The sequence below is a fragment of the Fructilactobacillus carniphilus genome, assembly GCF_024029675.1.
Lineage (GTDB): Bacteria > Bacillota > Bacilli > Lactobacillales > Lactobacillaceae > Fructilactobacillus > Fructilactobacillus carniphilus.
The window spans coordinates 358178-381459 of sequence record NZ_CP097121.1 but is presented as its reverse complement, the minus strand read 5'-3'; the positions used below and the strand labels follow the sequence as shown (position 1 = coordinate 381459).

The 23282-nt window shown below is 44.2% G+C and carries 26 protein-coding genes; 3 read left to right on the top strand and 23 right to left on the bottom strand.

Going from position 1 to position 23282, the window contains the following annotated elements:
* Nucleotides 1-13: 13 nt before the first annotated feature.
* From infB to M3M37_RS01925, 17 genes are all read right to left on the bottom strand, one after another.
* Nucleotides 14-2344, bottom strand: coding sequence for a translation initiation factor IF-2 (gene infB, locus M3M37_RS02005; protein ID WP_252795496.1), 2331 nt, complete (start codon nt 2342-2344; stop codon nt 14-16).
* A 13-nt stretch (nt 2345-2357) separates the two neighbouring features.
* Entirely contained in the window at nt 2358-2660 is a 303-nt protein-coding gene (locus tag M3M37_RS02000) for a YlxQ-related RNA-binding protein (protein WP_252795495.1), read from the bottom strand.
* A complete protein-coding gene (gene rnpM / locus M3M37_RS01995; protein WP_274705569.1) occupies nt 2647-2928 on the bottom strand; it encodes an RNase P modulator RnpM in 282 nt (93 codons plus the stop codon). The genes M3M37_RS02000 and rnpM overlap by 14 nt, the downstream gene beginning before the upstream one ends.
* A 59-nt stretch (nt 2929-2987) precedes the next feature.
* A complete protein-coding gene (nusA, locus tag M3M37_RS01990; RefSeq protein ID WP_252795493.1) occupies nt 2988-4091 on the bottom strand; it encodes a transcription termination factor NusA in 1104 nt (367 codons plus the stop codon).
* Nucleotides 4092-4110: 19 nt separating this feature from the next.
* Nucleotides 4111-4593, bottom strand: a complete 483-nt coding sequence (gene rimP / locus M3M37_RS01985; protein ID WP_252795492.1) for a ribosome maturation factor RimP — start codon at nt 4591-4593, stop codon at nt 4111-4113.
* Nucleotides 4594-4707: 114 nt separating this feature from the next.
* Entirely contained in the window at nt 4708-9024 is a 4317-nt protein-coding gene (locus M3M37_RS01980) for a PolC-type DNA polymerase III (protein WP_420842971.1), read from the bottom strand.
* Between the two features lie 50 nt (nt 9025-9074).
* On the bottom strand, nt 9075-10781 hold the full coding sequence (locus tag M3M37_RS01975; RefSeq protein ID WP_252795491.1) for a proline--tRNA ligase: 1707 nt from the start codon (nt 10779-10781) through the stop codon (nt 9075-9077).
* A gap of 21 nt (nt 10782-10802) precedes the next feature.
* A complete protein-coding gene (gene rseP, locus M3M37_RS01970; RefSeq protein ID WP_252795490.1) occupies nt 10803-12080 on the bottom strand; it encodes an RIP metalloprotease RseP in 1278 nt (425 codons plus the stop codon).
* 19 nt (nt 12081-12099) lie between these two features.
* Nucleotides 12100-12888 (bottom strand): phosphatidate cytidylyltransferase, encoded by a 789-nt coding sequence (locus M3M37_RS01965; RefSeq protein ID WP_252795489.1) that lies wholly within the window; start codon nt 12886-12888, stop codon nt 12100-12102.
* A 14-nt stretch (nt 12889-12902) separates the two neighbouring features.
* A complete protein-coding gene (locus tag M3M37_RS01960; RefSeq protein WP_252795488.1) occupies nt 12903-13643 on the bottom strand; it encodes an isoprenyl transferase in 741 nt (246 codons plus the stop codon).
* 49 nt (nt 13644-13692) lie between these two features.
* The gene (locus M3M37_RS01955) at nt 13693-14091 is read right to left on the bottom strand and encodes a hypothetical protein (RefSeq protein WP_252795487.1); all 399 of its coding nucleotides are present in this window, start codon (nt 14089-14091) and stop codon (nt 13693-13695) included.
* 19 nt (nt 14092-14110) lie between these two features.
* Nucleotides 14111-14671: a ribosome recycling factor gene (gene frr, locus M3M37_RS01950; protein WP_338028734.1), complete on the bottom strand. Its 561-nt coding sequence runs from the start codon at nt 14669-14671 to the stop codon at nt 14111-14113.
* Between the two features lie 5 nt (nt 14672-14676).
* A complete protein-coding gene (pyrH, locus tag M3M37_RS01945) occupies nt 14677-15399 on the bottom strand; it encodes a UMP kinase (RefSeq protein WP_252795485.1) in 723 nt (240 codons plus the stop codon).
* A 125-nt stretch (nt 15400-15524) separates the two neighbouring features.
* Nucleotides 15525-16382, bottom strand: a complete 858-nt coding sequence (tsf, locus tag M3M37_RS01940; RefSeq protein ID WP_252795484.1) for a translation elongation factor Ts — start codon at nt 16380-16382, stop codon at nt 15525-15527.
* 76 nt (nt 16383-16458) lie between these two features.
* Nucleotides 16459-17208: a 30S ribosomal protein S2 gene (gene rpsB / locus M3M37_RS01935; protein ID WP_252767102.1), complete on the bottom strand. Its 750-nt coding sequence runs from the start codon at nt 17206-17208 to the stop codon at nt 16459-16461.
* A gap of 143 nt (nt 17209-17351) precedes the next feature.
* Nucleotides 17352-17645, bottom strand: coding sequence for a GIY-YIG nuclease family protein (locus M3M37_RS01930; protein ID WP_252795483.1), 294 nt, complete (start codon nt 17643-17645; stop codon nt 17352-17354).
* Complete coding sequence (locus M3M37_RS01925; RefSeq protein ID WP_252795482.1) at nt 17632-18384, bottom strand: tRNA1(Val) (adenine(37)-N6)-methyltransferase; 753 nt, start codon at nt 18382-18384, stop codon at nt 17632-17634. Before M3M37_RS01925 ends, M3M37_RS01930 begins: the two co-directional genes overlap by 14 nt.
* Before the next feature lie 85 nt (nt 18385-18469).
* On the opposite strand from M3M37_RS01925, the gene M3M37_RS01920 reads away from it, so the two are divergent.
* Nucleotides 18470-19102, top strand: a complete 633-nt coding sequence (locus M3M37_RS01920; RefSeq protein WP_252795481.1) for a lysophospholipid acyltransferase family protein — start codon at nt 18470-18472, stop codon at nt 19100-19102.
* Nucleotides 19103-19119: 17 nt separating this feature from the next.
* On the opposite strand, the gene M3M37_RS01915 is transcribed toward M3M37_RS01920, so the two are convergent.
* Nucleotides 19120-19338: a YneF family protein gene (locus M3M37_RS01915; RefSeq protein ID WP_252767098.1), complete on the bottom strand. Its 219-nt coding sequence runs from the start codon at nt 19336-19338 to the stop codon at nt 19120-19122.
* 31 nt (nt 19339-19369) lie between these two features.
* Nucleotides 19370-19624 carry a DUF896 domain-containing protein gene (locus tag M3M37_RS01910; RefSeq protein ID WP_252795480.1) on the bottom strand — a complete coding sequence of 85 codons (255 nt, stop codon included), beginning with the start codon at nt 19622-19624 and terminating at the stop codon, nt 19370-19372.
* A 143-nt stretch (nt 19625-19767) separates the two neighbouring features.
* Here M3M37_RS01910 and lexA point away from each other — a divergent pair, with 143 nt between their 5' ends.
* Nucleotides 19768-20403 (top strand): transcriptional repressor LexA, encoded by a 636-nt coding sequence (gene lexA / locus M3M37_RS01905; RefSeq protein ID WP_252795479.1) that lies wholly within the window; start codon nt 19768-19770, stop codon nt 20401-20403.
* A gap of 54 nt (nt 20404-20457) precedes the next feature.
* On the opposite strand, the gene M3M37_RS01900 is transcribed toward lexA, so the two are convergent.
* Genes M3M37_RS01900 through M3M37_RS01885 form a run of 4 tightly spaced genes read right to left on the bottom strand, consistent with a single transcriptional unit; the run spans nt 20458 to nt 22496 of the window.
* Complete coding sequence (locus tag M3M37_RS01900; protein WP_252795478.1) at nt 20458-20958, bottom strand: phosphatidylglycerophosphatase A family protein; 501 nt, start codon at nt 20956-20958, stop codon at nt 20458-20460.
* Nucleotides 20959-20961: 3 nt separating this feature from the next.
* Entirely contained in the window at nt 20962-21588 is a 627-nt protein-coding gene (locus M3M37_RS01895) for a hypothetical protein (RefSeq protein WP_252795477.1), read from the bottom strand.
* Nucleotides 21589-21604: 16 nt separating this feature from the next.
* Nucleotides 21605-22300, bottom strand: a complete 696-nt coding sequence (locus M3M37_RS01890) for a CPBP family intramembrane glutamic endopeptidase (RefSeq protein WP_252795476.1) — start codon at nt 22298-22300, stop codon at nt 21605-21607.
* On the bottom strand, nt 22287-22496 hold the full coding sequence (locus tag M3M37_RS01885; RefSeq protein WP_252795475.1) for a hypothetical protein: 210 nt from the start codon (nt 22494-22496) through the stop codon (nt 22287-22289). Before M3M37_RS01885 ends, M3M37_RS01890 begins: the two co-directional genes overlap by 14 nt.
* Nucleotides 22497-22617: 121 nt before the next feature.
* Between M3M37_RS01885 and M3M37_RS01880 the strand changes: the two genes are divergently transcribed.
* Entirely contained in the window at nt 22618-23247 is a 630-nt protein-coding gene (locus M3M37_RS01880) for a deoxynucleoside kinase (protein WP_252795474.1), read from the top strand.
* Nucleotides 23248-23282 lie beyond the last annotated feature (35 nt).

Below are 23282 nucleotides of genomic sequence, written 5' to 3'. Positions count from 1 at the left end.
GTGGTTTCCTCCTTTACTTCGGAGCAACTTCTTTCATGTGGTAGGCTTCGATTACGTCGCCCACTTTGATGTCGTTGTAGTTTTCAATGGTCAATCCACATTCGTGACCTTGCTTAACTTCCTTCACATCATCTTTAAAGCGCTTCAAACTGCCTAGTTCGCCGTCGTATTTAACTACCCCGTCCCGAACCAAACGCACCTTACTGTCATTTCTGACGTAACCATCATTAACCATTCCACCAGCGATGGTTCCCACGGCGGAAGCTTTGTAGATTTGCCGGACATCAATGCTACCAGTTACTTCTTCTACGTAAGTTGGATCAAGCTTCCCTTTCATGGCCGCCGTCACGTCGTCAATCGCGTTGTAAATAACTTGGTAAAGCCGCACATCAATCTTGTCCGTTTCCGCTTGCAACTTAGCTTGCGGAGTAGGCCGCACGTTAAACCCAATGATAATTGCGTTACTTGCCTTTGCTAGGGCAATATCACTTTCGTTCACGGCCCCCACCGAAGCATGGATGACGTTCACGTTCACACCTTCAACGTCAATCTTTTTCAGGCTATCTGCCAAGGCTTCAACCGAACCTTGCACGTCAGCTTTGATGATCACGTTAACCTGCTTCATATCCTCTTGTTTCATGGAATCAAACAAGTTATCCAATGTAACCCGGTTGTTTTGCTTTCGTTCTTCAATTTGTGCTTCTTTGGCCCGTTCTTCTCCGGCAGCTCGCGCAGTCTTTTCGTCATCAAAGACCACGAACCGGTCACCGGCTTCTGGAACGGCGTTTAATCCCGTAATTTCAACGGGCGTTGATGGAGTAGCCGATTCTAGGTCTTGTCCAGCTTCGTTCGCCATCGTCCGCACTCGACCAAATGTATCACCAACCACGATGGGATCACCGCGACGTAAGGTTCCTTGTTGCACTAACAATGTAGCTACGGGACCCTTACCTCGGTCTAGTCGTGCTTCTACCACTGACCCGGCTCCATTTTGTTTCGGGTTGGCCTTTAATTCCATCACGTCTGCTTGTAATAGGATCATGTTCAACAGTTCGTCCACGTTCGTTCCGTTTTTAGCGGAAATATCAACGAAAATCGTATCTCCACCGTAATCTTCTGGAACCAAACCATAATTCATCAACTGTTCTTTCACGTGTTGCGGATTAGCGTTGGGGCGGTCAATCTTGTTCACGGCCACGATAATTGGCGTGTTGGCTTCCTTAGCATGGTCAATGGCTTCAACCGTCTGCGGCATCACTCCATCGTCCGCTGCGACCACTAGTACCGTAATGTCAGTGATGTTAGCTCCCCGAGCCCGCATTTCAGTGAAGGCCGCGTGTCCAGGAGTATCTAAGAACGTAATCAAATGATCGTCTTGTTTTAATTGATAAGCCCCAATCGCCTGGGTAATTCCCCCTGCTTCGCCTGCCGTGATGTGGGAGTGACGCAGGTAATCCAACAATGTGGTCTTACCGTGATCAACGTGTCCCATGATGGTTACGACTGGAGGACGAGGAGCTTGATAACTAGTGTTATTTTCCTCTTCTTCAAAGAACTTATCGATATCAGAAACGTTCACGTGTTCTTTTTCTTGCGCCTTGATGCCGTAATCGGCAGCCAGCAATTCAATCGCATCCTTATCCAAGGATTGGTTTTGGTTCACCATCATCCCTAACATAAAGAGCTTCTTGATGATTTCAGCTGGTTCTCTGTGCAGGATTTTACCCAAGTCTTGAGCATTCATCCCGTCTTCATAAACCAATACTTCTGGCAACGGCCGGTTCTTTCTAACGGTCGGAGCCTTCTTTTTGTGGTTTTGCCGAATCCGTTGGTTCTTGGAATACATGTTGGCAAACCGGTTGTTACGGTTATTCCGACGTTTCTTTTTATTTTTGTTGTTATTGTTGTTGCGATTTAAGCTCCCACCAAACTTACCGCCACCAGTCTTTGGCTTAGCGGTGGTAGTTGACTTAGCACTCGTCGTCGTTTTAGCACGAGCCGGTTGCTTTTGATCTGATTGGTGTTGGTTGTTCTTGGTGGTTGGCTTAGAATGGTTAGCATTTGAACGACGTTGGTTCCCTTGCTGGGCCTGTGATCCAGTGTGGTGCTGGTTGGCTTTCCCATTATTATTTGTCCGGGGCTTGGTTCCCGTTGCCTGGGACTGGTTCTTGGTACTTGGTTGGCTTTTGTTAGTCATTGCTCCTCGCACTGTTTTTTCTTGGGATGCATCTAATGATGACATGTGGTTTTTTACCTTAATCCCATTGGCCTGCGCTACACCCAGTACTTTTTTACTGGGAACGTTTAGTTCTTTTGCTAGTTCATAGATTCTTTTTTTCGCCATGAAACCACGCTCCTTACTTATTTATTTCATTTAATTTCCTCGCAAAACCCTGGTCTGTAATTCCAATGACTGTTCGTGGCTGCCCGATGGCTGCACTTAATTCTGCTTTGTTTAGGTCGTTGTTAACTGGAACGGCATAAAATCGACTTTTGTCTAAAAAGCGTTTCGCAGTTGCCGCACCGGCATCACTAGCTAAAAACAAGAACTGCACCTGCTGGTGGCGAATTCCGTTTAGAACCAATGACTCTCCCGTAACTATTTTACCAGCTCTCCGAGCAATTCCCAACAAATTAAGTGTCTGCTTATAATTGGTCATTTTTCATCAGTTCCCGTCGTGCTTGGATGTGATCAACGTAATCAATCAAAGTTGCATAAAAATCAGGAGATAGAGTAACGGAAAAAACTTGATCAAGAATTTTTTCGTCCCGAGCCTTTTTAACGGCCGCAACGTCAACCTGAACGTAGGCACCCCGCCCGGATTTTTTCCCGGTTGGATCTAACTCGACGTTCATTTCTTTATCCCGAACAATGCGCACAAGTTCCTTTTTGGGGAACATTTCTCCAGAAATAACATCCTTCCGCATCGGAATTTTTCTTTTCTTCTTCAACCTGGTTCAGCTCCTTTATCTCACTAATTTAAACATTAGTCTGCCGCTTCATCACCAACATCGGCCGCACTAATTTCCCCTTCAGCTTCGTTGGCATCGGGGTCAGTCATTTCTGACTCAGACTTGATGTCAATTCGATATCCAGTTAAACGAGCAGCGAGTCGGGCATTTTGCCCACGCTTTCCGATGGCTAACGACAACTGGTCATCTGGAACCACTACGGTACAAGCCTTTTCTTCGCCATCTTTAAAGATCACGTCAATTACTTCGGCCGGATTGAGGGCGTTGGCAATGTATTGGGCTGGATCTTCATCCCACTGGACAATATCCATGTTTTCGCCCCCCAATTCGTTTACAATGTCTTGCACCCGTTGGCCACGAGGTCCGACCGTAGTCCCAACCGGGTCGACGTTGGCTTCGTTTGATTTTACTGCTACTTTAGAACGGTCACCCGCTTCTCTGGCAATCGAAACAATTTCGACCACACCGTCGTAGACTTCGGGTACCTCTTGTTCAAACAAACGTTTCAACAATCCCGGAGCTGTCCGACTCACAAAGACTTGGGGACCCTTGGCAGCATCGTCAACGTTCGTTACGTACACCTTCAACTTATCTTGCGGACGATAAGTTTCGTTCGGCATCTGGTCGTTGTGCGCCATGGCTGCTTCTACGCCATCCAAGTTCAGGTATACAAACCGGTTATCCTGGCGTTCCACTTCGGCCGTGACTAATTCATCCTGATACTTACTGTACTTGTCGTACACATTTTGCCGTTCGGCCTCCCGAACTCGTTGCATGATGACTTGTTTAGCGGTTTGAGCCGCAATGCGACCGAAATCTTTGGGCGTCACCTTAAATTTAATTTCATCACCCAGCTCGTAACCCCGGTTGATTTGCAGTGCTTCGTCGAGGCTCACCTCTAAACGCGGATCAACAACTTCTTCAACCACTTTTTTAACGGCATAAACGTTAATATTACCCTGTCGTTCGTTAAATTCAACGTCCACGTTTTGGGCTTGGTCATAGTTGCGTTTGTAAGCTGAAATCAAAGCAGCTTCTAACGCTTCAATGACAACTTCCTTTTTAACGCCTTTTTCGCGCTCTAATTCATCGAGCGCCGTTACTAACTCTTTACTCATTGTGTTTGCTTCCTCCTCGTTAAAATTTAATTGCCAAGCGAGCCTTCGAAATTAAATCCCGGGGCACAACTACGTCTTTTTCCCGGTTCTTTTCCGTTACCCGAATGGTTAAAGCTTGGTCATCTAGTTTAATTAGCGTTCCTTCGTAGGTCTTTTTCCCATCTAATTTTTGGTAAAGGGACAAGTGAACGTATTCATTGAGAGCGCGTTGATAGTCCTGTTCTTTTTTCAAGGGCCGTTCTGCTCCTGGAGACGAAACTTCCAAAAAGTATGGGTCTGCAAATGGATCTGAATCCAGTTCATCTAACTTTTCGCTCAATTGATCACTGACCAACACGCAATCATCCAACGTAATGCCACCATCTTTGTCAACGTACACACGGAGGTACCAACTGCCACCTTCTTTAACAAATTCGATGTCATATAAATAAAAGTTTGCTGCTGCTAGAATCGGTTCCACGGTCTCTGTGACCTTTGCAATAATTTCGCTCGTTTCGCTCAACTATTTACCTCCCAAATGTTTCTAATAAAAAGAGCGAGCATCGCTGCTCACTCCGAAAAGAGTTTTCAATTACTTGTACTAGTGTAACATAAGCGGACAACATTATCAATCAGCTTACAAATCAAACAAACTCAACTGGTTTTCGTCGGGTAAGCCCTTCAAAACTCCATTTTGATTCATAAATTCAATGATGGTTTTAGAAACGCCTCCCCGTTTAGACAAATCTTCCTTAGAAAGGAACGGTTTGTCTTCGCGAGCAGCCACAATCTGCTTGGCTACGTTTAAGCCCAGACCGGGCACAGCGCTGAAAGGCGCAATTAATTTTTTCCCATCCACGAGCCATTCCGAAGCATCGGATCGTTCGAGGTCAATCATTTCAAACGAAAAGCCCCGTTCAAGCATTTCATTCGCAATTAACATCACAGTTTGCAGGTTCTTTTCCTTGGCGGAAGCATCATTTCCCTTGCTACTAATTGCCTGAATGACGTTTTTCACCGCTTCTTTTCCGTGCGCCATGGCCTCAACGTCAAAGTCATCAGCCCGGACAGAGAAGTAAGCTGCGTAGTAAACCAACGGAAAGTAAACCTTGAAATAGGCCACCCGTAACGCCATCAACACGTAAGCCGTGGCGTGGGCCCGGGGGAACATGTATTTAATCTTTAAACAAGAATCAATGTACCAGTCCGGAACATCAGCTTCCTTCATCTTGGCCTGCCACTCTGGTTTAATTCCCTTTCCCTTCCGCACTTTTTCCATGATTTGGAAGGAAGTTTCTGAATCAACTCCGTAATTAATCAAGTCGGTCATGATGTTATCCCGACACCCAATCACGTTTGAAATGGTAGCCGTGCCTTCTTTAATCAACTCTTCGGCATTCCCTAACCACACATCAGTTCCGTGCGATAACCCAGAAATTTGTAACAGGTCAGAAAAGTTCTTCGGATTAGTTTCCTCTAACATTCCCCGGACAAAGTGAGTTCCAAATTCGGGAATCCCGAGGGTCCCAGTTTTCGAAAAAATTTGTTCGGGCGTAACTCCCAGTACCTCTGGACTGCTGAAAATCTTCATCACTCCCGGATCATTCATGGGAATCGAGTACGGGTCAATTCCCGAAAGATCTTGGAGCATCCGGATCATAGTCGGATCATCGTGTCCCAGAATATCAAGCTTTAGGATGTTATCGTGAATGGAGTGGAAATCAAAGTGGGTCGTTTTCCAGGCCGCATTTTGATCTTCAGCTGGAAATTGAATCGGCGTGAAGTCATAGATATCCATGTAATCAGGGACAACGATGATGCCGGCTGGATGTTGCCCGGTCGTTCGTTTTACTCCCGTGGCTCCCTGAGCCAGGCGGTCAATTTCTGCGCCCCGCAATTGTTGTTCGGTGTCACGTTCGTAGGCCTTCACGTATCCATAAGCAGTTTTATCGGCCACGGTTCCAATCGTTCCCGCCCGAAATACGTTCTTTTCTCCAAATAAAACCTTCGTATAGTTATGTGCAATCGATTGATAATCACCAGAAAAGTTCAAATCAATATCCGGCACCTTATTTCCTTTAAAGCCCAGGAAGGTTTCAAACGGAATGTTATGACCGTCGCCAACCATCACGGCGCCACATTCCGGACACTTTTTCTCGGGTAAATCAAAACCAGAACTGTATTCACCCTTGGTAAAAAACTCTGAGTATTGGCATTCGGGACAACGATAGTGTGGTGGCAGTGGATTAACTTCCGTGATTCCAGTCATAGTAGCAACCAAGCTAGATCCCACGGATCCCCGGGAACCCACCAAATAACCATCCTTATTACTCTTAGCAACCAGCCGTTGCGAAATCAAGTAAATAACCGAGAATCCGTTATTAATGATACTGGTTAACTCCCGATCCAAGCGATGTTGGACCAATTCAGGTAAATTTGTGCCATACAATTGATGCGCCTTATCCATGGTTCGTTGCTTAATTTCATCCTCGGCCCCATCCATTTTTGGTGTATACAACTTATCTTTCAATGGTTGCACCGTTTCAATTTGCTTCGCAATGGCTTGTGAATTCTGAACCACAATTTCATGAGCCTTTTCAGTTCCTAAAAAGTCAAAATCTTCCAGTAGTTCATCCGTCGTCCGAAAATGCGCATCCGGCAGGGTTTGCCGGTTTAACGGATTAGCGCCTCCCTGGGAGTTAATTAAAATCTTTCGATAGATAAAATCATGGGGATCCAGGTAGTGCACATCGCCCGTCGCCACTAACGGAAGCTGGGCTTGATCAGCGACCTTGACCAGATTTTCGATAATGGTCTGTAATTTCCCGCTGTCACTAATCAAGTGACTGTCAATTAACGGCTGATAGGCTGCCTGAGGCTGGACTTCCAGGTAGTCATAAAAGCGGGCTTTCGTTAAGGCTTCAGCTTCACCTTTTTGCATGAGCGAGGTAAATACTTCTCCATTCGAACAAGCAGAACCCACTAACAGACCTTCCCGATACTTTTCTAACTCACTTCGCGGAATCCGGGGCACCCGGTAATAATATTTAATATGAGCTAACGAAACCAGTTTAAATAGGTTCTTTAACCCGGCTTGCGTTTGCGTCAACAACACCACATGGAACGGTCGAGCGTGTTTATAGGCATCGTTATCAGTCATGTGTTCATTTAATTGATCGTGATACTCAATTCCATACTGGTCTTCCGCATCCTTTAAGAACAGATAATTTAAATGACCGGTGGTTTCGGCATCGTAGATGGCCCGGTGATGGTGTTCCAAATTAACGTTGAACTTTTTCGCTAACACATTCAGTCGGTAACTCTTGTAATTGGGATATAAAAACCGTGCCAACGTTAACGTATCAATGATCGGGTTTTTGATTGGATCCATGCCGTGGCGTTTATAGCCCGTGTTCATAAAACCCACGTCGAAGGTGACGTTGTGCCCCACGATAATGGCATCTCCACAAAATTCCCGAAAGAGGCTAAAGACCTCTTGTTCTGACTTTGAACCGGCCACCATTTCGTCCGTAATTGACGTTAAATTAGTGGTTTGCTCGGACAAATGAAATCCCGGATCAATGAACTCTTCAAATTCATCAATGACATTATTGCCCTGCATCTTAACCGCAGACAATTCGATCACGCGATCATACACAGCAGAAAGCCCGGTCGTTTCCGTATCAAACACAACGTACGTGGCCTCTTTCAGGTTCACGTGTTGGTCATTGAATCCAATCGGTTCTCCGTCATCAACCACGTTGGCTTCCATCCCGTAAATCATTTTCACGTCATTTTGCTGCCCCGCCTGATAGGATTCCGGAAAGGCTTGAACGTTGTCGTGATCGGTGACGGCTAGTGCCGTGTGTCCCCATTGTTTAGCCCGTTTCACGTAGTCCGAAATGGAGTTCGTGGCGTCCATTTGGCTCATGTTAGAATGCAGGTGCAGTTCGACCCGTTTATCATCATCTGGAGCTTGATCTGCTCGCTCCTGGTGGTCAATCGGCATCACGTCGCGGGCAATCATCGTCAGTTCATTCGAATAACTGTCCTCTTGCACCCCACCACGAACTTTAATCCAACCGCCGGCCTGAAAGTTTTCAAACATCTCCATGTCAGCTTCGTCATTGGAAAACAGTTTCACCGTTAACGAGGAGGTATAATCGGTAATTTCTAAAATGAGTAATTCCCGCCCGGATTTTAACTTCCGCAGTTCCTTGTTAAACACATAACCATTAATAACCACCGAGCGTTCTTCCTCTGTAATATCGGCCATTTGGGTCACATCTAAATTAGCTGCAATCTTTCTTCCCACTTGCAACGTTCCGTTCTTGTTCGGTCCAGTCTTGTGAGCACTACTTTTTTCCATGGCCAAGCGGGCTTGTTGGGCCAGTTGTTCGTCTCGTTCTTTCTTTTTCGCCTTTAGTTCCTCAATCTGCGCCTGCGAGGCTGATTCATCAACAAACGTATGAATTGTAAAGGCGGGAAAACCCAGCTGGTGATAAAGCTCTTCAATGGGTCCCAACGCATTGTTCGTCATAAAGTCCTTGACCACTTCGTTCATGGCTAAAAAATTAATCCGACCAGCATCGTCAACTTCTGGGACATGATTATTTAATAACTCCTGGGTCAAATTGGAATGTAACCCAGCATGCTGAACCACCCAATTCCAGTAGTCACCTAGTTCTCGACTGGGAACATCCTGTTGGTCCGTGTGAATCTTTAGTTCGACCGTGGCAATGTCTTGAAACGACTGTTGCAAATCACCAAACAACTTTTGAAACGTGACGAACGGCAGAACGTGCTCGAACTGCAACGTGAACTCCCAGCGATTCGACTGCTGATGGACTGTAACTTGGGCAATCTGGCCGTTTGTAAATTCATCCCGTTGGTCCGTGGGCCAACCAATTTGATCCAATAGTTTTTGCAAACGTTCTTCTTTAGTTAGTGCCACTAATAACCTCCTGTGGTGCAAAAAAGACCAGTCTGCAGCTGGTCTTTTGCCTAAATCTCTTTTGCTAAAATTTTAATCGTGTTTTGTAAATCATCAACCTTAGTTTCAACCGTTTCGCCGGTTTTTCTGATTTTAACTTCCACGATTCCTTCATCGGCCTTTTTCCCGATGGTGACTCGAATCGGAACTCCGATTAAGTCGGAATCAGCAAATTTAACCCCGGCCCGTTCTTTGCGATCATCAACTAGCACTTCAAAGCCAGCTTCTTCTAAGCTAGTCGTAATTTGCGTGGCTAATTCTGCCTGTTCTTCCTTTTTAACATTCGTGGGAATCACATGCACATCAAACGGAGCAATTGCCGTTGGCCAGACCAGTCCGTTTTCGTCAGCTTGCTGTTCAGCTACAGCAGATAGTAACCGGCTAACTCCAATCCCGTAACAACCCATGATAATTGGTTGTTGCCGACCGTTTTCATCGAGAATATCAGCCCCGAGCACCTTTGAATACCGGGTCCCCAATTTAAAAATATGTCCAATTTCAATTCCCTTAGTAAACTGCAATTCTCCACTACCATCAGGGGAAATATCCCCTTCCTTGACCGTGCGAACATCCGCATACTCTAAATCAGGTAAATCTCTCGTCGGATTAAAGCCTTGGTAATGCTTGCCAGTTTGGTTAGCACCCACAATAGCGTTCACCATGGGTTGCACGTATTCATCCGCGATGACCTTTGTTTCAGCCGGCAAATCAAAAGGACCCACCGCACCCGGTTGGACGTCTAATAATTCTGCTACCTGAGCCGGAGTGGCTAATTCTAACGTATCGGCACCTAAAACGTGTTTTAACTTAGCTTCGTTGGCAACCTGATCGCCACGCGTTAACACAATCACTGGTTGTTCATCAGCGAGGTACAGCAAACTCTTGACCACTTGATCGGGGTGAATGGCAAAGAATTCGGTTACCTGGTCAATCGTTTTGACATCCGGAGTATCAACCAGTTCTAATGGCTGGGCTTCCGCATGTGATTTCTGGGGCACGAACATATTCGTGGCCATTTCCAAGTTAGCAGCGTATTCACTGTCATTGGAATAAACAATCGTATCTTCCCCCACGGCTGCCGGAGCAGAAAATTCCATTGAATCAGAGCCACCCATGCTGCCACTATCCCCAATGATGCCCCGGTAGGATAGTCCGATTTGGTTAAAAATGGATTCAAACGCTCCGCGCATTTCTTTATAAATTTGATCTAAATCCGCTTCGTTAGCGGAGAAAGAATAAGAATCGAGCATCAAGAATTCCCGACTCCGGAGTAATCCGTACCGGGATCGGTCTTCATCACGAAACTTGCTTTGAATTTGATACAAGTTTAACGGTAATTTTTTGTAGGACTTGACCGAGCTCTTAATCAATTCCGTAAAAGTTTCTTCGTGTGTTGGTCCTAAAATGAATTCCGTGTCGTGTCGGTTTTTGAGCTTAAACAATTCATCACCATAGGTATCGTAACGACCGGAATCCTGCCAGAATTGAGCAGGAATGATTTCTGGAACCAGCATTTCACAGGCCCCGGAAGCATCCATTGCTCGTTTAATAATACGTTCAATTTTTTCAAGCACCCGATAAGCCAACGGCAGATACGCATACGTTCCGGCTGATACTTGTTGAATATAGCCAGCTCGCAGTAACATCCTGTGACTCAGGGCCTCGGCCCCCGTGGGATCCTGTTTCTGGGTCGGAATTAACATTCTTGATTGTTTCATCTTTGTTTATCACTCCTACTATTAACGAATAAAGTACCGCATTATATCATTCCAAGTTACCAAAATCATCAGAACGGCTAAGAAGGCAAAACCAATCAGGGTAATCCCCGTTTCGACTTTTTCAGATAGCGGTTTTCTCCGAACTAATTCAATTAGATTTAACAAGATTTTACCACCATCAAGGGCCGGAATGGGGATTAAGTTAATCACAGCCAAGTTAATCGATAACCAAGCTAGTAATGAGACCACTCCCACTAATCCATAAGTAGTTGCTTGCGAGGTACTTGCGTAAATCGCTACTGGTCCTCCTAAATCATTTAACGAGAAGTGTCCCGAAACCATCCGCCATAAGGCTGAGCCTAACATTTTGGTACTAGACCAGGTCTGGGTAAACCCAGCGGTCACTTTTGCCATTAAGCTTGGGTTGACGGACTTGGTTACGCCAATCATTCCTACTCGTTTCTTTTGCACGGTTTTGGCTTCAGTGGTAAGGGTAACGTTGCGGCGCTTTCCTTGCTCAACCACCGTCAGCGTCACCCGTTGCTTCGGTCTTTTACTAATCTGGGTCGCCACGGCATTGAAATCTTTGGTCTGCTGTCCATCAACGGCGACAATCCGATCTCCACTTTTAATTCCAGCTTGTTTAGCAACACTCGGTTGATTTTTAGGAATTTGGATTTGGTTGGAATTACTGGCTACCCCACCCTGTAGGAAGGCTAACAACGTAAACGCTACAATCGCTAGCAACACGTTATTAAAAATCCCAGCGGCGTTTACCAGTAATTTTTTCCCCACCGGCGCATTTTGAAATTGAACGTCGGCCGGTGCAATTTGCAACTCGATTCCCTCTGGATTAACTAAAATCGCATCGTGATTAACGGAAAAGCGTCTCAGTTCACTTTCATCACCATTTTCGTATCCTTCAATGAACAAGTCATGCACTAGATCAGCTTTAGTAACTTGAACGGGAATGCCCTGAAACACGTTACTTTTCTGACTCAAATCAATTTTTGTTACTTGTTGTTGCTGGTTTAACTGTAATTTAACGGTTACCCCCGGCTTAATTTGATCATCTTCATCATCAGCACTTCCGGCTAGGCGAACGTACCCACCCAGCGGAAGTAACCGAATCGTGTAGGTCGTATGATTTTTTCGATAAAAAAAGAGCTTAGGTCCCATTCCAATCGAAAATTCCCGTACCATAATGCCAGCGCGTTTCGCCACGATGAAGTGACCAAATTCGTGGACAAACACGAGAATTCCAAAAACAATGATAAAACTAATAATTGTGGTTATCAAAAGACCACCTGCCTTTCATTTACACAATTCCTAACAGATGGAGTAACGGCAGCACAAACAACAAACTATCAAAACGATCTAAAATCCCACCGTGACCGGGAAGAATCTTCCCAGAGTCTTTCACTCCATAGTACCGCTTCAAAGCGGATTCAACTAAGTCTCCTAATTGACCAGCGATGGATAAAATAACAGTCAATAAAATCATGGTCATTAAACTCGCATGACTCACCGGGAAAAACAGCACGTAAACGGTACAAACTACGGTCGCCACAATCACACCCCCGACAGAACCTTCCCAGGTTTTGTTGGGAGAAACGTGCGGTGCCAACTTGTGCTTTCCCATGTACTTACCGATGAAATAAGCACCCGTATCAGTACACCAAACGATTAGCAGGGCATAAAACAGAACGGCTAACCCATCGTGACGTGCCATCACAAAGTAGTGAAAGCCAAACCCGATGTAGAGCATCGCTAGTGTATACACACCCGCATCATCAAAATTAAAACTCTTGTTGAAAAACACGGTACACAAAAGTAGCAATAAAACTAAAATGTAAAAAGCAAAATTGGGGCTAATGTTAGCAGGAAGCCAGCCCGTAATTAAATTGGGCAAGACCAAGGCTGCCACTCCCACAAAAGCAATCAAGGCTTCCACGGAAATAATGATTTGCTTTTTCATGATAAACACTTCTGCCATGGCAACCAGTGCTAATGCCACGGCTGCTAGTTCGACTAGCCAACCACCCATTAAAATGATGGGAATAAAAATGGCCAGGGCCACCACTGCGGTAATAATTCTCTGCTTCATGGTAATTAATTCTCCTACTTATTTTTCAGACCACCAAAGCGGCGGTTTCGTTGTTGAAATTCCAGCAACTCCGCTTCAAAATCAGCGGGCGTAAAATCGGGCCAGAGTTTGGACGTAAAAGCGAGTTCACTATAAGCTAATTGCCACAGTAAAAAGTTAGAGATTCGTTCTTCGCCACTGGTCCGAATCAATAAATCTGGATCAGCCAGCTCGCCTAAAAAGTTGGTTTTCAAGTGATTTTGGACCATTTGCTCAGTAATTTCTGCGGGATCAATTTGACCATCCTGCACTTCTGTCGCGATTTCCTGCACGGCTTCCGTAATCTCAGTCCGCGAACCATAATTCAGCGCAAAATTTAAAATCATCCCATCACAGGCCTGGGTATCCAACTGCGCTTTTTGGACAGCTTTTTGCGTTTCTGCCGGCAATTGCTCGTTGTCACCAATGGTTTTGACCCGGACGTTATTAGCAATTAGTTTAGGGACGAATTTATTAAAAAAACGGGTGGGCAGGCTCATCAAGTAGTTAACCTCGGTTTCGGGCCGTTTCCAATTTTCCGTTGAAAAGGCATAGAGCGTTAACACCTGCACCCCAAGGTCACTAGCGGCAATCGTGATGTCTTCGACCACATCCATGCCCCGCTTATGCCCAGCAATTCGGGGAAGATGCCGTCGCTGGGCCCACCGACCGTTACCATCCATAATAATAGCAACGTGTTTCGGGACCCGTTTTTGCTCTAATTCCGTAATTTCCATCAAACTACCTCGCTCCAAAAAGTAAAGAAAGGATGAGCAACCTCACCCTTTACTTAATTAAATTCCATTCGCCCGCACCTGCTTGAACAAGCTGGTCAAAATACTCTAACAAATCATTTGCAACAGCGGGACTTTGCACGCCTAATTGGTTCAAACCCTCACCGGTGGGAATCGGATCGCTTAAATCCGTAACCTGATTGCCTGCTTCAATCTTACCATGGGAAAAAGCAAGGACCCAATCGGACTGCACGAGCTGAGAGCCTACCAGGAACAAGTTAAAATCATCCTGGACGTAAGCAGGCAGGACATAAATGCCCGGTTGAATTTCCGTTAGCTGCTGGTCATTAAACTGAAACCGAGTCTGATTAACCGCATTAATGGGTTGATTTAACTTAAACATCATCTTATCAAACTCAGGGGTTCCTGGTGTTACTGCTTGATCTTCCATGGTTGCCCACTCCTCTAACTTAGTCGTTCATGATGGAAGCTTGCTTATCCTTCACGATTTGGTCGATTCCTTTAATGGCACTATCCGTCAGTTTTTGAATTTGATCTTCTAACTGATGTGCTTCGTCATCGTTAACTTCATCATCTTTGTTAGCTTGTTTAATGGCATCCATTGCTTCGCGACGAACATTTCGAACTGCCACCTTGCTTTGTTCTCCGGTCGCCTTGGCTTTTTTCGCAATTTCTTGGCGCCGTTCGTTCGTTAATTGTGGAATTTGAATCCGAATGTTATCACCATCATTCATTGGATTTAAGCCTAAATCAGCTTCTAAAATTCCCTTTTCAATGTTTTCTAACGCGGTTTTATCGTACGGAGAAATCATCAGCATCCGTGGTTCTGGAATTGAAATCGAAGCCACTTGAGCTAATGGAGTTTGCGCACCGTAGTAGTCAACCACCACCGGTTTTAAGATACTAGCGTTGGCCCGACCAGCCCGCATTTGTCCTAGATCATTCTCCAAGACCGACTGAGCGCGATCCATTTTTCGTTTGGTTTCTTGAGTCAATTCTTTGGTATTCATTGGCATTATTTTCCCTCCACAATCGTTCCAATATTTTGGCCTTCAATGACCTTTTTAATGTTCCCTGGTTCATTCAGGTTAAAGACCACCAGTGGAATGTCGTTATCCATTGATAAGGAACTGGCAGTTGAATCCATCACGTGTAACCCTTTGTTCAGGATATCCATTTGCGTTAACTTGGTGAACTTCTTGGCATCCGGATCAGTGTTTGGATCCGCCGAGTAAATTCCGTCCACTCCGTTTTTAGCCATCAAAATGGCATCAGCATCAATTTCAGCAGCTCGAAGAACGGCCGTCGTATCCGTTGAGAAGTATGGATTACCGGTTCCTCCAGAAAAGATAACGATTCGCCCTTTTTCTAGGTGCCGCACGGCTTTACGGCGAATGTATGGCTCTGCAATTTGTCGCATTTCAATCGAAGTTTGTAATCGGGTGGGAACTCCCGCTGATTCTAGGTTATCTTGCAATGCTAATCCATTCATAATCGTGGATAACATTCCGATGTAATCAGCTTGAGCGCGTTCCATTCCCATTTCGGCACCGGCTTCTCCACGCCACATGTTTCCACCACCCACGACAATCGCAATTTGAATCCCTTGATTGTAAACGTCACGAATTTCATCGGCAATCTTTTTAATTACGGGCGGATTGATTCCAAAACCCTTGGCACCAGCCAGGGCTTCACCACTAAGTTTTAAAACAACCCGCTTGTATTTTACGTCAGCCATTAAATATCCCCCTGAAAGCATTAATTGTTACGTTAATTTTAGCATAAATCGTAATCTAACAACAGACTCAGCAACGGCAGAAAAAAAGACTAGCAACGTTAATTGCTAGTCTTTAGTCGAATTGATTATTCGTCTTCAGCTTCAGTAGCTTCTTCGATTCCTTCACCAACTTGGTAACGAACAAAAGCAGCTAACTTACCACCATTGCTTTCCACATACTGGGCAACCGTTTGGTCTTGATCCTTAACGAATGGTTGATCAGCTAAACAAATTCCGGCTAAGAATTTGTGCAAACGACCAGCAACCATCTTTTCGACGATGTTCTCTGGTTTACCTTCGTTTAAGGCTTCCTTCTTCAATTCTTCCTTTTCGTGATCTAACCGTTCTGCAGAAATGTCAGATTGCGTTAAGAATTCTGGGTTTTCAGCAGCCACGTGCATGGCAACGTCTTTAGCAACCGTTTCATTAGCGCCATCCAGTTTAACTAGGACACCAATTTCTCCACCATTGTGTAGGTACTTACCAAAGATTTGGTCACCGCTCTTAGTCATGGTTTCAAACCGACGTAACGTAATCTTTTCTCCAGTAATTTGGCTCGTGTGAATAATGGCATCTTCGACCGTGTCATCACCTAGGGATAACTGCAAAGCAGCAGCCACGTCTTCAGGTTGTTCTAAAGCAACAACACTAGCAATGGCGTCCACTAAGTTCTTGAAGTCATCGTTGGCAGCCACAAAGTCCGTTTCAGAGTTAACTTCCACGATGGCAGCTTTGTCACCGTCAATTGCTACTTGGGTTAAGCCGTTTGCAGCAGTGTTTCCACTCTTCTTACGTGCTTTAGCAACCCCTTTTTCCCGCAAGATTTCAATTGCTTTTTGTTCGTCACCATCAGCTTCAACCAAAGCCTTTTTGGCGTCCATCATTCCGGCACTAGTTTTGTCCCGTAATTCTTTTACTTGTTTAGCAGTAATATTAGCCATCACTTAGCACTCCTTTTTGTCTAAAAAAGCTGACTCGCCTAGGCCGAAGTGGTCTAAACAGAGTCAGCCAGATAATTAATTATTCTTCGTTTTCAGAAGCTGGTTCTTCATCACTTTGTTCGAAGGATGCTTCACTAACTTCATCTTCACCTTGACGACCTTCAATGATAGCGTCAGCCATCGTCGAAGTAATCAAACGAATGGCCCGAATGGCATCATCGTTAGAAGGAATTACGTAATCAATTCCATCTGGATCAGTGTTAGTATCAACCATTGCAATTACTGGAATGTTTAATTTTTGTGCTTCTTTCAAAGCAATTTGTTCTTTGTGAGGATCCACGATGAACATTACATCCGGAACCTTAGGCATGTCTTCGATTCCGCCTAAGAAACGTTCCAACTTTTCCGTTTGCTTAACTAATAATGAAGCTTCTTTCTTTGGCAAACGTTCAAAAGTACCGTCAGTAGCCATCTTCTTCAGATCTTTCAAGTACTTGATTCGTTTTTGGATGGTGTTCCAGTTAGTCAAGGTTCCCCCCAACCAACGGTGGTTCACGTAGAAAGCACCAGAACGTTTAGCTTCTTCTTCAACCGAATCTTGTGCTTGTTTCTTAGTTCCTACAAACAGAACCACAGCGTCATCAGCAGCAGAATCCTTCATGAAGTTGTAAGCAACTCCCAGAAGTTTCACTGTCTTTTGTAAGTCGATGATGTAAATTCCATTCCGTTCTGTAAAGATGTACTTAGCCATCTTTGGATTCCAACGACGAGTTTGGTGTCCGAAGTGAACCCCAGCTTCTAATAATTGTTTCATTGTTACTACAGCCATAATCAGCCTCCATAAAAAATAGTTTTTCCTCCCCAAAATTATTCCCAGAACTCAAACGAGCACTACTAGGAAAAACGTCTTGGGTGCGTATTAGTAATTTAATACCGAAATTCATTATACAAAAAAGTGCCACAAAAAACAACCTAATTGCTCGACAACCTCCATTGCCGTGGCTTCAGGCCCTGCGTTTGTAAAAATCGTTCTTTTTGCTGGCGAGATTGATGCTTAAAGCGATATTCAGCTTGTAATGCTGCTCGTTTCTCCGTAAAGGCTTCTGAATAAAGCACGGACACTGGTCGGTGCACTTTGGTATATTTAGCTCCCTTGCCGCTTCGATGTGTCTGAAATCGTTTGGACACGTCGGTGGTAAAGCCACCGTAAAAAGACCCATCATCACATAACAGAACGTAAAAATAAAATAATTTATTTGCTTCCATATAAAAGTTCCTGCACAAAGGGGGTATACGTTTCTCCTGCATAAACAACGATGGCAGGCCTGACCTTGAGTCCGCTGACTTGCCCATCCTTACGCGCTGCAATTAAAACCATGTTCGCATCCTGATTTGCCCGAGGATAAACAAACTGAATCTCCTTGGGAGCCAACCGATGAGCTTGTAATTCGGTTAGAATCTCTGGTAGTCGGTCCGGTCGGTGAACCATAAACAGTTTCCCGCCGGTTTTCAAAAGATCACTAGCCGTTGTAACTACCTGAGTTAGATTGGTCTTTAACTCGTGGCGCGCAATTGCTAGATAACGATTCGGATTTTTTTTGCTAGTCGCTTGCACAGGAAAATACGGGGGATTGACCGTGACCGCATCGACCGATTCTTTGACAAAGTAGTGTAGACTATCTTTAAGATCAGCATGGACCACCCGCACCTGTTGCTCCAATTGGTTTAACTGGACACTGCGCTCGGTCATGTCACACAAACGGGATTGAATCTCGACCTCTGTAATCTGACCGTGCGTTTTTTGACTTAAAAACAAACCCACCGCTCCATTTCCAGCACACAAGTCCACAATTTGGGCTTTGGCACTGCGCTTTACGTTTGCAAAATGAGCCAGCATGACCGCATCTAACGAAAAGGAAAACACAGCATCACTTTGAATGATTTGAATGTGATTCCGGTATAATTGGTCGATTCGTTCGTCTGGTCGTAGTTGCACTTGCTCCATCCGTTTTCTCCTCATCATTTTTTATCAGCAAACATGGTATACTATTAAAGGTTAATTTTACATCTCAACAGAAAGGATGAGACGATTGTTTTATTCGTTTGCTTTTTCAGTAATCAAATGGATCATCATCATCTTCAACGGCAAACCGGACGTACGGAATCGGCAAAGGGTTCCGGCTGGTAACTATGTCTTAATTGCCCCGCACCGAACCTGGTTTGACATGCTCTTCTTTGGCGTCGTTCTCTTACCCAAACACTTCTTCTTTCTTGCTAAAAAGGAATTATTTAAAAATCCCATCTTAGCCTGGGGATTACGCAAGTGTAACGTGGAACCGGTTGATCGCCATAATCCTGGAATTTCAGTCGTTAAGCGTCCCGTTAAGGTCTTACGTAAGACTGATCTCTCCGTTTTGATTTTTCCTTCTGGGACACGGCATTCAACCAAATTAAAGGGAGGCGCGGCTTTAATCGCTAAAACCGCCCAGGTCCCAATGGTACCCGTGGTTTATCAAGGTCCCTTAACCTTAAAGCAGGTCTTTTTACGCAAACGGGCCCACATTAACTTTGGTGATCCCATTTATGTCGAAAAATCCAACCGCTTGAACGACGAGGAACAAGCTGCCATCGAAACCCAAATGGCAGCTGCTTTTACCAAACTCGATAACGAAATTAATCCGGATTACGTTTATCATGATCCTAAAGAAAAAACCACTAAATAGTGGTTTTTTCTTTAGCCTTATTTAGCGTTGCGTTTCATTGCAATCATCATTTGATTCAGCTTTTTCTTCGATGGTTTTTGTCCCATTTGTAACATCATTGCTCGCAGCTGATCTTCGTTAATCGGTGGGTTGTCCTTTAAGTATTTTTCCATGTACTTGCGGGCCATGAAAAAGCCACCAGCTGCTCCTGCTACTAGCGCTAAAATTACTAGTAAAATCCAAATCCAAGTTGCCAAGTTAAATTCCTTCTTTCTGAACAGTTATTGATTAATCGTCACGCAAATTTTTCTTGCGTTGGGCTTCTTTGACCGGTTCGGGAGTTACTTCATTTCCGTCTTTGTCATACAACTGGGTCATTTCAAGTTGGGTCCGAAAGTTTGATTTAAACCGTTTGAGGTATTCTTTACGTAATTTTTCTTGTTCCGCTTTTTCTGCATCAGTTAAACCCACGTCTGATTTAGCCTTTTTTGCCAATTCATTAATCCGTGGAATTAACTGCTTTAATTTTTCATCTTCAGCCATTCTGCCACTCCCTTTTTTAATTTCTTTAATAATAGCATGAAATCAATCATAATAAAACAGGAAACGGGCGAACTAACGTTTGCAAACTCCTAATTTTATGGTACGCTAAAAGCATTGCTACTAAACGAATTTGAGGTGTTTACATGTCTTCGCAAGCTAACCCAAAACAACAGGCCATTTTACAATTTATTTATGACAACGTTATTGACCACGGCTATCCACCGACCGTTCGAGAAATCGGGAAATCCGTGGGTCTGTCTTCCACTTCCACGGTTCACGGTCACCTTTCTCGGTTAGAAAAAAAGGGCTACATCACCAAAAACCCCACGAAGCCACGAGCCTTAGAAATTACGGAGGATGGGATTCGATCCTTGGGGATTCAGCCCAACTCTACTGAAAACGAAATGCCACTCTTAGGAACCGTAGCAGCAGGAGAACCCATCTTAGCGGTTCAAGAAGCAACCGATTACTTCCCAATTCCAGCGGAACTGCAAAACCAGCGAGCCGACCTTTTCATGCTGACCATTAGCGGGGAAAGTATGATTAACATTGGGATTCTAGACGGCGACCAGGTAATTGTGAAACGCCAACCCAATGCTGAAAATGGCGAAATTGTAATTGCCATGAATGATGAAGGAGAAGCAACTTGTAAACGATTTTACAAGGAAAGTGATCACTTCCGCCTCCAACCAGAAAATGACTCGATGGCTCCAATCATCTTAAACAACTGTGTCATCCTCGGCAAAGTCGTGGGCTTATATCGTAACGAAATTAAATAATTAAAGAAAAAATAGCAATGTCTTACTGTTCAGGACTTTGCTATTTTTTGGTACTTATGAATTTTCGTGGGCAATCTTAGCCGAAGCAGCTCCCGCCACGGCTCCGACAATATCATCAATAAAGGTAGTTACTCGGGATTGTTCCCGGTCTAGTTCCTTCACAATGCCCTGCTTGTTAGTGTCTAAACCACAGTAGTTGGTAATTCCAATCGTTCCATAGATGTTAGCGATCCCTAACGCTAGGGTTTCATCAACCCCAAAGACCCCTAAATCATGTTCCACGATGCTTTGGAGCGGTTCGGATAGTTGATGATTGGTGGCTAAGCGGTCAATTTCCATTCCCACTAACGCGTTATTTAACACTTCCCGTTTATGCAAAACGTCAATCACAATTTTATCAACGTATTCCATGCTAGGGATACTAATAAATTGCTTTTGTAAATTATAGGTTACCTTAGAAATATCGCGGACGGTTACCCCGTTATCGTTCAAAAACTTAATCACCTGATCGTAGGCCTGGGTATCTGGATACTTATAATCTCGTTTATCTACCATGCTTTATCCCTCCTCATTTTCTGGCATCACCGTTACATCATATTCATTTGGATAATTTTGTTCCGTAATAATCAAACTAATCGGTTTTTGATCTTGCAAACGTTGTTCGATTACTTCACCCACGTAAGCAGCTCCGTTGAAATCTTCTTTAAAATCGTCAAATGTCGAGAAATAATTAATTTCTGCCACCGTATCGCTATTGCTTCCAGAAGTCGTTAAGTCCTCGACGTGGATCATACGGTTATTTTGTAGTCGTTCGATGATTGGTAACGCAAATTCCCGGTAGAATTTCTCTACCTTAACTGCTTCAGTAGCCACATCATCTGCTTCACCGTGAATGGCGGCCAAGACCTGCGCCTCGCTCGGATTCAAAGTAGCAACGTTCTCTAACAAGAATTCACGGTCATGACTCGTTAAGGCCGTTTCAATTTCCGTTGTAAACTGATCGTCATCACCATGATTTAGGGCGTTGGCCAGTTGTTCAGTCGTTTCCACATCATAGTCGTTATACAGCTGATTCAGATTTCCCATCTGTTCTAAGTATTCCTGTTGTTCTTCTTGTAATTCCGCTTGTACCTTGGTTAAGCGACTTTTTAAATTTTGATAATAAGTAAATTCTGTAAGGTCCAAATTAATCATCCTTTCTCTAGTGGGCGTTTCCCAGAATGGAAATCACCATCATGATTGTTGCGAATAAATTATTGAGAAAATGTAAGGTCATGGAAGCCTGAATCCGATTCGTCTTTAAATAAACCCGGGCTAAAATCACTCCCATCGCTGCATAAATCAAAAAACTAAGCCAGTTCGAGCTCGCGTGCCCCGCAGAAAAAACAATTCCACTAATAATCATAGCAAGCCAATTTGGTGCCCAGCTTAAGACCCCGCGAATTAAAAATCCCCGAAACACTAATTCCTCTAGCATGGGTGTTAAAAAAACCATTCCCGCGCTCATTAAAATCAAAACAACCGGACTGCTAGAGAGTAATTGGTAAATAATCTGGTTATTTTCACTTCCAGCGGGGAGATGCAGCAACTGTGCCACGATTACAGTCACAATTTCCACCGCAAAAATTTCAAACAGCGAAACAAAGATTAATTTCCAATTCGATGCAGTCAATTTACCGTTAGGTTGGTGCCAAACCCATCGATAAGCTTCATAGGCTAACCAAATAGAGATTAGATAAACAGAGATGTAACCTACAATTATCCCAATTATGATTCCTGTTTGAAAATGATATTGTTGCAACAACAGCATTGGTATGGGAACCACTGTCACTAGACCAACTAATATAATAAACACCAGTAGTCGCTTAATAAATTGAACGATTTCACTTAAGTTCATGGGGTTGTTCTTCATCCCTTTCTGGATGGCTAAAATAACGTTGACAGATCCACACGACCGCCGGAATCACGAGTGCCTGAGTTCCGATGCCCGCTCCTAATAGAAAAATTCCGACTTGCAACCGACCCGTTACCAGGTAACTGCAACCCATTATCAACAAGCCCACCACAATTAAAAATCCATCTAACCACTTCATTTGCTCACCATCACTAAATCGAATTATTACTAGGATACCATAACTCGGCGCCGGGCTCCGCTATTTTCTCGAAATTCACGGGCGTGCTATACTAATCTTATTATAGAAGAAGGAGCTCTTTATGGTGATAATTACTGCTGGAATGATTGGGGTCGGCAAAACCACGCTGACCGGTAAAATTGCTGAACACTTACACACCAAACCGTTTTATGAACCGGTGGGGGATAATCCGGTTTTACCCCTCTACTACAAAAATCCCCAACAATATGGCTTTTTGTTACAGATTTATTTTTTAAACAAACGCTTTGCGATGATTAAAAAGGCCCTCGCCGATGACAATAACGTCCTGGACCGCTCCATTTACGAGGATGCCTTGTTCACCAAGGAAAATAATGCAGCTGGAAACATTTCTGACATCGAACTATCAGTTTACCTCAAACTATTGGATAACATGATGGCCGAACTTGAAGAAATGCCCAAGCAGCGTCCCGACTTATTGGTGTATGCCGACGCTGATTTTCCCACGATTCTGGCCCGTATCAAAAAGCGGGGGCGTGACTACGAACAGTTTGACGATAATCCAGAACTGGAGGCCTACTATCACAAAATGTGGCAAGCATACCAACAATGGTATGAAGACTACGACGTTAGTCCCAAAATGAAGATTGATTTACAAACTTATGACCTGCAGGATCCTGAAAACACAGCCATCGTTTTAAAACAAATTGACGAAAAACTAAAAACACTGTAATTAAACAACAAAGCACGGTTAGAAATGAATTCTAA